The sequence below is a fragment of the Candidatus Contendobacter odensis Run_B_J11 genome (genome assembly GCF_000531125.1).
In the GTDB taxonomy this organism is placed as follows: domain Bacteria; phylum Pseudomonadota; class Gammaproteobacteria; order Competibacterales; family Competibacteraceae; genus Contendibacter; species Contendibacter odensensis.
Window position 1 is genome coordinate 17808 of record NZ_CBTK010000041.1, and the last position, 13028, is coordinate 30835.

12 protein-coding genes are annotated in these 13028 nt (G+C 58.6%); 11 read left to right on the top strand and 1 reads right to left on the bottom strand.

What is annotated here, in order from left to right; genetic code table 11:
- Window positions 1-21 precede the first annotated feature (21 nt).
- The gene (locus BN874_RS03605; RefSeq protein WP_034430880.1) at window positions 22-405 is read right to left on the bottom strand and encodes a DUF423 domain-containing protein; all 384 of its coding nucleotides are present in this window, start codon (window positions 403-405) and stop codon (window positions 22-24) included.
- A gap of 406 nt (window positions 406-811) precedes the next feature.
- On the opposite strand from BN874_RS03605, the gene BN874_RS03610 reads away from it, so the two are divergent.
- The 11 genes from BN874_RS03610 to BN874_RS03660 all read left to right on the top strand — a co-directional run bounded on the left by BN874_RS03610 (window position 812) and on the right by BN874_RS03660 (window position 13022).
- Window positions 812-2080: an iron-containing alcohol dehydrogenase gene (locus BN874_RS03610; protein ID WP_034430881.1), complete on the top strand. Its 1269-nt coding sequence runs from the start codon at window positions 812-814 to the stop codon at window positions 2078-2080.
- Between the two features lie 221 nt (window positions 2081-2301).
- Window positions 2302-3375: an AAA family ATPase gene (locus tag BN874_RS03615; RefSeq protein WP_081756114.1), complete on the top strand. Its 1074-nt coding sequence runs from the start codon at window positions 2302-2304 to the stop codon at window positions 3373-3375.
- Window positions 3376-3380: 5 nt separating this feature from the next.
- Entirely contained in the window at window positions 3381-4904 is a 1524-nt protein-coding gene (locus BN874_RS03620) for a VWA domain-containing protein (RefSeq protein WP_034430883.1), read from the top strand.
- A 19-nt stretch (window positions 4905-4923) separates the two neighbouring features.
- Entirely contained in the window at window positions 4924-5892 is a 969-nt protein-coding gene (locus BN874_RS03625; protein ID WP_034430884.1) for a methyltransferase domain-containing protein, read from the top strand.
- Between the two features lie 84 nt (window positions 5893-5976).
- Window positions 5977-7560, top strand: coding sequence for a hypothetical protein (locus tag BN874_RS03630; protein WP_051497370.1), 1584 nt, complete (start codon window positions 5977-5979; stop codon window positions 7558-7560).
- A 61-nt stretch (window positions 7561-7621) separates the two neighbouring features.
- On the top strand, window positions 7622-8152 hold the full coding sequence (locus BN874_RS03635) for an AmiS/UreI family transporter (RefSeq protein WP_034430885.1): 531 nt from the start codon (window positions 7622-7624) through the stop codon (window positions 8150-8152).
- A 223-nt stretch (window positions 8153-8375) separates the two neighbouring features.
- Window positions 8376-9896, top strand: coding sequence for an aldehyde dehydrogenase (gene adh, locus BN874_RS03640; protein WP_034430886.1), 1521 nt, complete (start codon window positions 8376-8378; stop codon window positions 9894-9896).
- 137 nt (window positions 9897-10033) lie between these two features.
- The gene (locus BN874_RS03645) at window positions 10034-10411 is read left to right on the top strand and encodes a DUF779 domain-containing protein (RefSeq protein ID WP_034430887.1); all 378 of its coding nucleotides are present in this window, start codon (window positions 10034-10036) and stop codon (window positions 10409-10411) included.
- A 48-nt stretch (window positions 10412-10459) separates the two neighbouring features.
- Complete coding sequence (locus tag BN874_RS03650; RefSeq protein ID WP_034430888.1) at window positions 10460-10735, top strand: DUF4242 domain-containing protein; 276 nt, start codon at window positions 10460-10462, stop codon at window positions 10733-10735.
- Between the two features lie 9 nt (window positions 10736-10744).
- Window positions 10745-11776, top strand: coding sequence for a mycofactocin radical SAM maturase (mftC, locus tag BN874_RS03655; protein ID WP_081756116.1), 1032 nt, complete (start codon window positions 10745-10747; stop codon window positions 11774-11776).
- Window positions 11777-11786: 10 nt separating this feature from the next.
- On the top strand, window positions 11787-13022 hold the full coding sequence (locus BN874_RS03660; protein WP_051497371.1) for an oxidoreductase: 1236 nt from the start codon (window positions 11787-11789) through the stop codon (window positions 13020-13022).
- Window positions 13023-13028 lie beyond the last annotated feature (6 nt).

Here is a 13028-nt window from a genome sequence, read left to right on the forward strand (position 1 = left end):
ATGTTCCATGTGGCGTTCGGCTCAATCCGCCCGGACGACCGCGATTACCAGCAGCAACCAGGCTATCAGAAAAGCGATACCGCCCAAGGGAGTTATTGCTCCCAGCCAGCGAATACCGCTCAGACTCAGGGTGTACAGGCTACCGGAGAATAGCAGCACACCGACCGCCAGCAGGATTCCAGCCCAGCGCAACAATGCCGATTCGGGGATATGCAGCGCCAGCAATCCGACCGCCAGCAGTCCCAGGGCATGATAAACATGATAGTTCACCGCAGTTTCGTAGACTGCCATCAGATCAGGCGCCAGCGTCTTTTTCAGCGCGTGAGCGCCGAATGCGCCCAGCGCCACCGCCAGCAGCATTCCAACACTGCCCAAAAACAAGAAGGTTTTCGCCAGGATCGGCATCAGGATTCTCCGGTGGTTAGTTCTGCAGATTGGGTGGTGCTGTTCAGCTCAAAGTGTCACCTAAGCTGTAACAGCGTGGCGCAGTGCATGTCACGGTTTTTTCACAACGGCCTTGCAACATCGCCCCGATTCATCGGCTATTGCAGTATATTTGAAAATATTTTCAAATATAAACCAATAAGATATAAAAAATAATTACTTCTCTTCTATACTTGGTTCCTTTGTTGCTAAGACTGGCTTCATTAGGGCCTTGGTCTGTCTGTCCATCCGCCTACGCTGCACATCATGATTGCTACGTTGTTCAGGTCCAACCTGGACAGCCTGAAAGGCAACGCCCCTATCCTTGATAGGGAAAAAATGCGGATCGTTCATCCGCTCATAGTCATCAAAGGAAGAGGATTCAACCGTGGAAGCACACAAACTCTGGCAGTTTCCGATTAAGGAATTTCATCGTATTCCCCGTGGCCTGCTCGGCCCTGGCGCTTACGAAATGGTTGGGTTGGAAGCCAACAAGCTCGGCTTCAAGCGCTGTGTACTGGCCACCTCTGGTTTACGCGGCACCGGCATCGTTGAGGACATCGTTGGCAAGCTCAAATACCGGAATGTTGATGTGGTGGTCTATGACAAGATCGAGTCCAATCCCAAGGACTACAATGTCATGGACATCGCCGATATGTACATCCGCGAGAAGTGCGACAGCTTCGTTTCGGTCGGCGGCGGTAGCGTGACTGACGCCACCAAGGGCGCACGGGTTGTGGTCTCGCATGATGGCCGCAACATCAACGAATTCGACGGTTACAACAAATCCACCAATCCCAACAATCCGCCGCACATCGCCATTAACACCACGGCGGGTACCGGTTCCGAGACCAGTTTTGCCTATGTGATCACCGACACGGTTTCGGAAAAAGCGCCCTATAAATGGCTGGGGCTGGATGAAAACGTCCCGGTCAGCCTGAGCATTAACGATCCGGTGCTGCACTTTTCCATGCCGTCGGACCTGACTGCTTTCTGCGGTTTCGACGTACTGGCCCACGCTTCCGAGCCGTATGTTTCGCGGATTGACTTCCTGCCGAGCATGGGCAGCGCGTTGCTGGGTATCGAACTGGTCGCACAAAATCTGCGCCGTGCCGTGTTCGAGCCGCTGAACTACGAAGCCCGTACCAACATGATGTACGCCTCCTACATCTCGGCGCAGGCGTTCAACAGCGGCGGTCTGGGTATCATCCACTCCATTTCCCACGCGGTCAGCGCCTTCTACGACTCGCACCACGGCCTGAACAACGCCATCGGTCTGACCCGGGTGTGGGAATTTAACATGCAGGCCAACTACAAGCGGTTCCGCGACATTGCCAAGGCGATGGGTGAAAATGTGGATGGGCTGTCCGATGTTTCCGCCGCCGAACGGGCCGTGGAAGCTGCCATTCGGTTGAGTAAAGACCTCAACATCCCGGCCAACTTCACCAGCATCGGCCCGTACACCAAGTCACGGATGGGCACCGGGCGCTATGCCGAAGTGGGCAGCACCAAAATCTCCGCCGAAAATGTCGAACGCGACGTCGACCGCATCACCAAGCATGTATTGAATGATGCCTCGACGCCGGGCAATGGCCGCGAATGCACCTACGAGTCCGTCGCGCCGGTCGTTCGTCATACCCTGGTCGGCAGCTACTAGCACCGGCTCCCTTTGGGCTAATCCGCTCTGTTACTGAGCCAGGACTTTCGCTAAATCTTTCCATTCGTCATGCCCGCGAAAGCGGGTATCTACTCTTTGCAGTGGCTTACTGGATTCCCGCCAGTGCGGGAATGACGGAAAACGAAAGTCCTGTCAGCATTTACCCTGAGTGACCCGGACTCCCGGCTTGGCGTCGGTGGGTCCGGGCTTGGAGTGGGCGCATGTTTGCATCAATTGAGCAAACCATCGCGCAGTTGCGCGATCAGCAGTACCTCTGCGACCGTAAATTGGCGACCGTTGCCTTTCTCGCGTTGCAAATGCGTAAGCCGATCCTGATTGAAGGGCCAGCCGGCGTCGGCAAAACCGAACTGGCGAAAGTGGTCGCAAAGGCGCTAGGACGCTCGCTGATCCGGCTGCAATGTTACGGCGGACTGGATGAGGCACACGCGCTGTACGAGTGGGAATACGGTAAGCAACTGCTGTACACCCAGATTCTGCGCGACAAAATCAGCCGCCTGTTTGAAGGCGTCAGCGATTTGCACCAGGCTGTCGAGCAATTACACCTGCATGAAGATGTGTTTTTCTCGGAACATTTCATTATTCACCGCCCCATTCTCCAAGCCATCAGTTCGCCCGATCCAGTGGTGCTGCTGATTGACGAACTGGACCGCGCCGAGGAGCAATTTGAAGCGTTCCTGCTGGAAGTCTTGAGCGATTTTCAGGTCACGGTGCCGGAACTGGGCACGGTGAAAGCGACCACCATTCCTTACGTCATTATCACCAGCAACAACACCCGCGATCTGAGCGATGCGCTCAAGCGCCGCTGTCTGCATCTGTTTATCGGCTATCCCGACGAGCAGCGGGAGCTGGAGATCGTGCGGATGAAAGTCCCGGCGCTTCAGGAAACCCTGGCCGCGCAAGTGGTCGCGGTGATCCGTCGTTTGCGTTCGCTGGATTTGCGCAAAGCGCCCAGCATCAGTGAAACCCTGGACTGGGCGCAGGCGTTGGTGCTGCTCAACGCCGATACGCTGACTCCGGCGTTGCTGGAAGAAACCCTGCATCTGCTGATCAAGTACGAGCGCGACACCCAGCAGGTCAATGACCAGTTGCCGTGGATCAGCGAAGCATTGCAGGTGCCGGGTCCCGAAGCTACGGCGGCGCCCGCCGCGATTCCGTTACGCCCGCCGCTGCGTCCCGCTGAATCAAGGAGCAGTCCGCTGGAGCAGCGCCGCCCGGAACTCGCCGCCGGCTATTTCACCAGTTATCCGGGCCGCACTGACGGCCGCACTGGTTAATGCCGATGGACGCCGTGATCAACCGCTTCGTGTTCCTGCTGAAAAGCCGGGGCGTGCGGATTTCGCCCGCTGAATCGCTGGACGCAATGCAGGCGTTGGCGTGGGTGGGGCTGGATGAGCGGGATACGCTGCGGATCGTGTTACGCAGCACCTTGATCAAGGCGGTCCGCGATCTGCCGCTGTTTGAGGAGTTGTTTGCGCAATTTTTCAGCCTGCCCAAGGCAACGCCAGCGCATGAATCAGCAGCGGAAGCATTGCCGCCACAGCCCGAAATCGCGCTGGAACCGCCGGAAATGGTTGCGGAGCAAAATCCGGTCAGCGGCCAATCGGACGGCGATAACGCCCACGAAGACGCGCTCGACATCCGCGACTATTTCGCTGACGAGTCAATGGCGACTCATTTCAACTCGAATCAGGACGCCAACGATCTCAGTCTGGCTGAGTTCGGCCAGAACCTGGTGTTGAGCCGCAAGCGGGACTTGCTCGACCAAGTGATGCACAAGGCGATGCAAGTGTTGAAGGCGCGGCGGATGAAGCACGGCGGGCGAGCGGGCGAGTTGAATTTGAGCGAAGCCATTGCCGCGCTGGACGCCGAGGTGATTACCGACGCGGTGATGGAGCTGCTGGATGAACTCGGCGACATGGATGTTGACGAGAACCTGATTAAGCGATTATCCAGCCGGTTGAACGGCGGCATCGCCCATCTGCCGGAATTGCTGAAACGTTATCTGGAACGGGAACTGGCGCTAAAACCACTGCCGAAACTTCCCGATCCAAACCGCCGCGCCCTGCCCACTCTCCATTTTTCGGAACCGGAACGGCGGGAAATGACCGAGATCGTGCAGCGGTTGTGTCGGCGGATGCGCGGGGCGCGTTCCTATCGTCGCCACATCAGCCCGCATGGCCGGATCAGCGTGCCGCTCACTTTGCGCCGCAATATGAAATACGAAGGCATCCCGTTTCAGCCGGTGATGACCTATTACCGCGATGAAAAGCCCCGGCTGCTGGTGATCTGCGATGTCAGCCTGTCAGTGCGCAATACCGCCCGCTTCATGCTGCATCTGGCTTACAACCTGCAAAGCCTGTTCGGCCAAGTGCGCAGCTTTGCCTTTGTCAGCGATGTGGTCGAGGTCAGCGCCCAGTTCGAGCAACAGGGCATTGATGAAGCCATTGGTGCGGTCTTCAACGGCGGCCTGCTCGATACCGACGCGGACAGCAATTACGGCCACGCCTTGAGCCAGTTTCACCAGCGCTATTTGGGCGCGGTGACTCAGCAAACTACGGTCATTCTCCTGGGCGATGGGCGCGGTAACCGCAATCCGCCGCAGGTGTGGGCACTGGAAGGCATTCGCCGCCGCGCCAAACAATTGATCTGGTTGTCGCCGGAATCACGCGGCAGTTGGAAGCTGGGCAGTTGCGATATGTCCTTGTACGAGCCGGTCTGCCACCACACCGAAGTCGTCCGCAATATGCAGCAACTCGGTCGCGTGACCGAAGACCTGTTGCGGCGGTCGGTCGCTCGACCCTGACGATGGAGAGTTCGATCTGATGATGCTGTCCCGCCACCGCCACGCCCTGCTGGTGAACGGTCTGGAACAACGCGCCGCGCCGCTGGCTACCAGTGTCCATTTCCAGTTGTATCCGCTCACTGCGACCGTGCCGACCGATGAACTGATTATCGTCCACGACTTCAGCGCGACCCAGATTGACAACAATCTCGGCTACTACGTCGTCAGTGAGTTACTGCCGTTGCTGGTAGCGCATCGTAACCGAGTGGATAGCGGCTACAGCGACCAGGATTTGTTCGAGCGCTCGGTGGGCGACATCGTGCGCTCCATGGCCGGCAACGAGCGCCGCGCCTGGCGCCTGTTCTACGCCAATACGCTGAACGCCACGCAGGCCAGTGCCGGTTTGGGGCAGCCGCCGGGTCGGCCTGACGAGACCGCAAGCGACTTTATCGGCCTGTTCGGCGCGATTTATCGCTACGCGCTGGAACTGATTGAGGCGCTGTCCGTTGCCACATCGCCGCCGACGGTGCTGGATGTAGCCACCTGTTTCGGCTTCTTTCCGCTGCTGCTGGCGCGAGTGCGTACCGCGACCAAGACGCTGGGCGACATCGCCGGTTGCGATCTGAATCCGGCCTTGATGGGCTTTGCCAACGATTACGCCCGGCATAGCGGCCTGGATCAAACCTGTTTTGGCGTCGCCGATATTCTGGCCGACGACATTGAGCGGGAATTAGCACCATTACCGGCTCGCTACGACGTAGTGACTGCGCTGCATCTGCTGGAACACCTTGAACCCGCGCAAACCGAACAGGCCGTCGCCAACCTGTGGCGGCTCACTGCGCGGCGACTGATTATCGCAGTGCCGCTCGAAGCCGTACCCGATCCCCGCTACGGCCATCGGCAAGTGTTCGATCGCAACCGGTTATTGACCATCGGGCGGACGCTCGGCGGCCACCATGAGTATTTCGAGTATCACGGCGGCTGGCTGGTAATTGACCGGCATCACTGAGAGCAACACTCAGCAGACTCCGCACAAGAGCACCAAAACCACCATAACTAAAGAGCAACTACCATGCTCCAGAGGAGGACTGTCATGTATAACCCTAATCACCTGTTGCGTCTCGGCGCTATCAGCGTCGGCGCACTGGTGTTGCTGACATCAGCGCGAGCGGATCAACTCGATGATCTGATGCAGCAACTCAAGGCCAAAGGGGTACTGAACCAACAGGAATACCGCACACTGAGCAAACAGCGGGCAGCGGCGCCGCCGACCCCGGCAGGGCAGGCGGAGGTAGTCGACGCGCTGATGCGCCAGCTTCAGGCCAAAGGGATTCTGAGCCAGCAGGAGTACGCCAAGCTGAGCGCACCGGCAGCGGCGCCGGTCGCGGTGGCTTCATCCCGAGCAGCACCGGTCGCGGAACCGGCGACCGCTTCATCCCAGTCCGCGCCGGACCAAGTGGCTGCGGCGCCGACGGGTCCTTATATTCGCATGATGGATAAGGGTGTCGGTCTACATGTCGGCTCGGTGGATATCCTCTTCTCCGGTGGCATCAACGCCTTTTATGTCCAAAACCAGGTCGGTGACCGAGACGCAAACAATGTTGTGCTGGGTGGCATCGCCAATATCGATGGCCAAGATTCGGCGTCGATACGCAACGGCCTATTGCCTGGCAACTTCAGCGTGAGTCTCAAAACGCAACAGGAAGGGTTCGACCTAGGGGCAACCTTTGGTTTCTACCCCGGCCTCAACAGCGTGAGCAACAACGGTGGCGCCAATTCCGCAGGCAACCCCTCGGCGCTCGGCACCACCGGCATCGATTTCCGTCAGCAGTTCATCACTGTGGGCACACCTTCCATGGGTACCTTCAAAGGTGGCCGGGACATCGGACTGTTCGGTTCGCAGGCAATCCTTAATGATTTCAGCTTGGTGAGTGTCGGCACCCCCGGCTCCAACGCGGCACCGTCGAATACCACCTTCGGCCGCATCGGTCTTGGCTATGTGTACACGGACTTCATTCCGCAGATTACGTATACCAGTCCATCTTTCAGCGGCCTGCAGGTCAGCCTCGGCCTGTTTACACCGCTTGACGCCGTAAACTTCAGTTCCGTATCCGGCCAGCTCACCAGCCACAATCAACCCGGTGTCCAGGGCCAACTGGTCTACAACGCGAACTTGGGTAGCACGAAAACCAAGCTATGGACGAGTTTCGTGACCCAGAAGCTGGAGAGCGCTAATAACACACAGGCGCTGCCCGAAGGCCAGAGCGTGCAAGCCAATGGTTTCGATCTTGGCACCAATATTGGGCTAGGACCGGCTAATTTGGTGCTGTATGGCTATACCGGCAAGGCGCTCGGCTCGACGGGTCTGTTCTTCGACGCGGTGAGCCAAGATGGACAGGCGCGTGACTCTCACGGCTTCTACGTACAGGGCACCTACCAGTTTCTGGAGCGCTTCACCGCCGGGCTTAGCTACGGCGCAAGCTATCTCGACCAAGCCAGTGATGAGGACCATCCGCTGTTGGTCAAGCAAAACAACTCCTGGCTCTTCGGACTGCACTACAAGCTGACCGACTGGGTGCAACTGGCGGGCGAGTACACATATACCAAGTCCGAGGCGCAAAACGGTAACTCGGCGGATGAAAACACCTTCGCTGTGGGAGCCAGCCTGTTCTTCTGAACAGGAGATGCTCTACAGCGATTCTGTCTGAAATAGTGAATTTTGAATTTGGGAGAACGTCATGACATTAGCATTATTGATAGCAATCAGCCTGATGTGGATACCGGTTGCAATCCTTTTTCTGGGCAAGGGTGAGGCCAAGAGTACCGGAGCCATTACCGGCTTCGTGGGATTGACCGTGGTGTTGGGCGCCTTTCTACAGACAGCCCTATTCAAGGACGCCTTCACCGGCGGCCTGCTTTTTGCCCATGGCCTGCTCTACTGCACTGTTTCCTATGCGCTGCTAACTGGACTGGAAGATCTCCGTTCGGTCGGAAACGTCAGTCTGACAGTGGCGATCATCTCGGCGATCTACATGGTGCTGTTCTTTACCGGCGGTGTCCCCGGGCCTGATGGTAAACCGCTTTCCCCGCAGAGCAATTACTTGGCCTTTGCCTGCGCCGGTTACACAGTACTGACTGTTGAGGTTTGGCTGAACGCCTATGGCAAGCTCTCAGCCAATGCACTGGCCTATTCACTGATCACTTGGGCATTCCCCGGTCTGCTGATTCCGTCGTTCATGTTGATGTCGGCCGGCAAGCTGCCGTTTTAGTCAGCTAATCCGACCACGATCTTCTATAAAGAGCAACCACCATGCTCTAGGGGAGGACTGAAACTAATAACCACTTGTAATAGTCTACTTTTGTTTAAAGAGACAGAAGTCTGCTTTAACTCAAGAGACAGCAGTGGGGCAACCTGATCACCGCTCACCGCGTGAAAAGACGGCGACGCACAAGCCCATCGCCAAGAACCACCAAACCGTAGGAGAAACTCCCATGCTGTACGCAACTCCCGGCCAGCCCGGTGCCAAAGTCAGCTTCAAAGCCCGCTACAACAACTTCATCGGTGGCCAGTGGGTGCCACCAACGAAAGGTGAGTATTTTGAAAACGTCAGTCCGGTGACCGGTAAGGGATTCTGTGAAATTCCACGTTCCACTGCCGAAGACATCGAACTGGCGCTGGACGCCGCTCATGCCGCCGCCGACGCTTGGGGCCGCACTGCCGTAGCGGAACGGGCTAACCGGCTTAACCGTATTGCCGACCGGATGGAGGCGAATCTGGAGGTGCTGGCGGTCGCCGAAACCTGGGACAACGGCAAGCCGGTGCGGGAAACCCTGGCGGCGGACGTACCGCTGGCGATTGACCATTTCCGCTATTTTGCCGGCTGCATCCGCGCCCAGGAAGGAGCGTTGTCGGAAATTGATGACGATACCGTGGCTTATCACTTCCACGAACCGCTGGGTGTAGTCGGGCAGATCATTCCCTGGAATTTCCCGATCCTGATGGCGGTTTGGAAATTGGCGCCGGCGCTGGCGGCGGGTAATTGCATCGTACTCAAACCCGCCGAGCAGACGCCTGCTTCGATTCTGGTGCTGCTGGAATTGATTCAGGATTTACTGCCTGCCGGGGTGCTGAACGTGGTCAACGGCTTCGGATTGGAAGCCGGCAAGCCGCTGGCCTCCAGTTCGCGCATCGCCAAAATCGCCTTCACCGGCGAGACCACCACCGGGCGGCTGATCATGCAGTACGCCGCACAAAATCTGATCCCGGTCACTCTGGAATTAGGCGGCAAATCACCCAACGTGTTCTTTGCCGATGTCATGGCCCAGGACGACGATTTCTTCGATAAATCCTTGGAAGGATTCACCATGTTCGCCCTCAATCAGGGTGAAGTCTGCACCTGTCCGTCGCGGGCATTGGTTCAGGAATCCGGCTATGACCGCTTTATGGAGCGGGCGATCAAGCGGGTGAAGGCGGTCAAGCAGGGGCATCCGCTCGACACCGCCACCATGATCGGCGCCCAAGCCTCCTCCGAACAGATGCACAAGATTCTCAGCTACTTCGATGTAGGTCGTCAGGAAGGAGCGGAATGTCTGACTGGCGGGCAGCGCACCGAACTGGGCGGGGAACTGCGCGACGGCTACTACATTCAGCCGACTGTGTTTCAGGGACAGAACCGGATGCGGCTGTTCCAGGAGGAAATTTTCGGGCCGGTGCTGGCCGTCACCTCCTTCAAGGATGCGACTGATGCCTTATCTATCGCCAACGACACCCTCTATGGCTTGGGTGCCGGGGTGTGGAGCCGTGATATGAACGTTGCCTACCGGATGGGACGTGGCATCAAGGCCGGGCGGGTGTGGACCAACTGCTATCACCTGTACCCGGCTCATGCCGCCTTTGGTGGTTACAAGCAGTCCGGGATCGGGCGGGAAAATCATCGGATGATGCTCGACCATTATCAGCAGACCAAAAATCTGTTGGTGAGCTACAACCCCAAGGCGATGGGATTCTTCTGAGATTGCTGCGCATACCCCAACGTAGCCGCGTAGGGCGGGTTAGGCGTCAGCCGTAACCCGCCTTTGGCTGAAACTATCCAGGCGGGTTAGCGCAGCGTAACCCGCCCTACCTTACTGCCTTTCGATGGAGGCTCGCCATGACCACCATTTCCCGCGTATTGGCGACCGATGCCGCCTTGGACTTGATCGCCAAGCTCAAGACCAAGCACGGCCCGCTGATGTTTCACCAGTCTGGCGGCTGTTGCGACGGCAGTTCGCCGATGTGCTACCCCGATGGCGATCTGTTGGTAGGCAACGGCGATGTGCAGTTAGGCGAGATCGGGGGTTGCCCGTTTTATATGAGCGCCCCCCAATACGAATACTGGAAACATACCGAACTGACCATTGATGTCGTGCCCGGACGCGGCGGCATGTTCTCGCTGGAAGGACCGGAAGGCGTGCGCTTTTTGACCCGCTCCCGGCTGTTTACCGATGCCGAATGGGCCACGCTGGCCGCAGAATTGGAATCGCAGTAATCGTCAGCAAATCAATAACAACACCCATTTCACCAAAGGAAAAACCTCATGCCCAAGTATCTGATCGAACGCGAACTGCCCGGCGCGGGCAAGCTGTCTGCCGCCGACCTGAAAGCCATTTCGCAAAAGTCCTGTAGCGTCCTCAATGCATTGGGACCGCAAATCCAATGGGTACAGAGCTACGTCACCGACGACAAGATTTACTGCGTCTACATCGCGCCCAGCGCCGATCTGGTGAAGCAGCACGCTGAACAGGGCGGCTTTCCGGCCAATCGTATTTCCGAGATTAAGGTAGGGATTGATCCGACCACTGCCGAAGGCTGAAGCGCCGCCATGAGCTACGAACTGTTTCGGCAGGGCTTGGACGCCCCGATCTGCCTGACCTGGGAGATCACTTACGCCTGCAATTTGCGCTGCGTCCATTGCCTGTCGTCATCGGGTCGCCGCCAGCCAGCGGAACTGACCACTGCCGAAGCCAAACGCCTGATTGACGAATGGGCGGCAATGAAGGTGTTTTATATCAACGTCGGCGGCGGCGAACCGATGATCCGCAAGGATTTTTTTGAACTGATGGACTATGCGCTAGGTTGCGGAATCGGGGTGAAATTCAGCACCAACGGCATTCTGATTGATGACGCGGCGGCGGCCTGGATCGCCGCCCGCGACTATCTGGACGTGCAGATCAGTCTGGATGGCGCGACGGCTGAAACCAATGATCCGGTGCGCGGCGCGGATTCCTACGCTGGCGCCCGCCGCGCTATGGAACGGCTGGCGCAACATCGGGTTCCGTTCAAGATCAACGCCACCGTCACCCGTCACAACGTCGCCGACATCGAGGCACTGGCCGATCTGGCGCAAAGCTACAGCGCGGAATTGCGGCTGACCCGGTTGCGCCCGACCGGACGCGGCAGCCAGGTCTGGGAAGATTTGCGCCCCACTCCGGTGCAAAACCGGCAACTGTATCAATGGTTGCTGGCGCATCCCGAAGTGCCGACCGGCGATTCCTTCTTTCATCTGTCGGCTTATGGCCAGCCACTGGAAGGCTTGAACCTGTGCGGCGCGGGCCGCATCGTCTGCTGCGTGGATCCGGTGGGTGAGATCTACGCCTGTCCATTCCTGCTGGCTCCCGAATTTTCCGCCGGTAATGTGCGCCAGCCCGGCGGCTTTGCCGAGATTTGGCGCACTGCCCCACTGTTCGCCCAGTTGCGCGACTGGCAAGTGGGCGGCAGTTGCCAGACCTGTCACGCCTACGCCAAGTGTCACGGTGGCTGCATCGCCGCCAAGCATTTCACCGGCCGGTCGCCGGATGCGCCCGATCCCGACTGCATTTATGAAGCCGTCAGTCCTGCCGCCGCCCTGAACTGAGACTGCCGCCATGAAACCCGCCGTCAACGAATCGCTGGAACGGTTGTTTACCCCGCTGCTGTTGAGCCGCAAAACCGCCCCGAACCGCTTCATCTTCGCCGCCCATCAGACTAATTTTGCTACGCATCACCGCTTTACCGAGCGCCATGTTGCTTATTACGCAGCGCGGGCGGCAGGCGGCGCTGGGCTGATCGTGCTGGAAGGCAGTGTGGTTCATCGCTCCGACTGGCCGTATGAATACATCATTTTTGGCTATGAAGCCGCCGTTGTGGACGGTTATCGCCAGGTCGCCGAGGCGGTGCATCGCCACGGTGCGCTGGCACTGGCGCAATTGACCCACAGCGGGATGCAGGGCAGCAGCCATTATTCGCAATTGCCGTTGTGGGCGCCGTCGCCGGTGCCGGAAGTGAATAGCCGCGAATTGCCGCAAGCGATGGACGCTGACGACATCGCGGCAGTCATTGAAGGCTTCCGGCAGGCGGCGCGTTACGCGATGGACGGCGGTTTGGATGGGGTCGAGATCAACGCCGGGCAGGACAGTTTGATCCGCCAATTCCTGTCGCCGCTGACCAATCAACGCGGCGATGACTACGGCGGATCGCTGGACAATCGGCTACGGTTCGCCCGCCAGATCATTGAACGGGTGCGGCATGAAGTCGGAAGCAACGCTTTGGTCGGGCTGCGGCTGTGCGGCGATGAATACGCACCGTGGGCCGGGATCAAGCCCGAAGACGCGGCGGAAATTGCCCAACATCTGGCCGGCGATGGCCTGCTCGATTTCATCAGCGTCACCAGCGGCAGCATCTACACCGGCCATATCACCCGGCCCGGTTTGTATCAGCCGCCCGGTTTCGCGGTGCATCTGGCGGCGCAGATCAAGGCGGCGGTGAAGCTGCCGGTGTTCGCTCAGGGCAGCATCGTTGATCCGGTTATGGCGACGGCGCTGCTGGCCGAAGGCAAGGCCGACGCGGTGGAAATGACTCGCGCCTTGATCGCCGACCCGGAATTGCCTCTCAAATTTCACGAGGGGCGGCCCGGCGATATTCGCCCGTGCCTGCTCAGCAATCAGGACAACATCATCAGTCTGGTGCAGAACCCGCGCCTGAGCTGCGTCAATAATCCGGCCGCCGGTTATGAACAGGAAACCGAATTTGCCCCGCTGAAACCGGCGCGGAATCAACACCGGGTGCTGATCGTGGGCGGCGGGCCAGCCGGGCTGGAAGCGGCGCGCATCGCGGCAAATTAGATCGGA

Bases quoted from the DNA above. Each gene is read 5' to 3' on its own strand.
- BN874_RS03605 (WP_034430880.1), bottom strand. From the start codon at position 405: ATGCCGATCCTGGCGAAAACCTTCTTGTTTTTGGGCAGTGTTGGAATG.
- BN874_RS03615 (WP_081756114.1), top strand. From the start codon at position 2,302: ATGTTTGCATCAATTGAGCAAACCATCGCGCAGTTGCGCGATCAGCAG.
- BN874_RS03620 (WP_034430883.1), top strand. From the start codon at position 3,381: ATGGACGCCGTGATCAACCGCTTCGTGTTCCTGCTGAAAAGCCGGGGC.
- BN874_RS03625 (WP_034430884.1), top strand. From the start codon at position 4,924: ATGATGCTGTCCCGCCACCGCCACGCCCTGCTGGTGAACGGTCTGGAA.
- BN874_RS03630 (WP_051497370.1), top strand. From the start codon at position 5,977: ATGTATAACCCTAATCACCTGTTGCGTCTCGGCGCTATCAGCGTCGGC.
- BN874_RS03635 (WP_034430885.1), top strand. From the start codon at position 7,622: ATGACATTAGCATTATTGATAGCAATCAGCCTGATGTGGATACCGGTT.
- adh (WP_034430886.1), top strand. From the start codon at position 8,376: ATGCTGTACGCAACTCCCGGCCAGCCCGGTGCCAAAGTCAGCTTCAAA.
- BN874_RS03645 (WP_034430887.1), top strand. From the start codon at position 10,034: ATGACCACCATTTCCCGCGTATTGGCGACCGATGCCGCCTTGGACTTG.
- BN874_RS03650 (WP_034430888.1), top strand. From the start codon at position 10,460: ATGCCCAAGTATCTGATCGAACGCGAACTGCCCGGCGCGGGCAAGCTG.
- mftC (WP_081756116.1), top strand. From the start codon at position 10,745: ATGAGCTACGAACTGTTTCGGCAGGGCTTGGACGCCCCGATCTGCCTG.
- BN874_RS03660 (WP_051497371.1), top strand. From the start codon at position 11,787: ATGAAACCCGCCGTCAACGAATCGCTGGAACGGTTGTTTACCCCGCTG.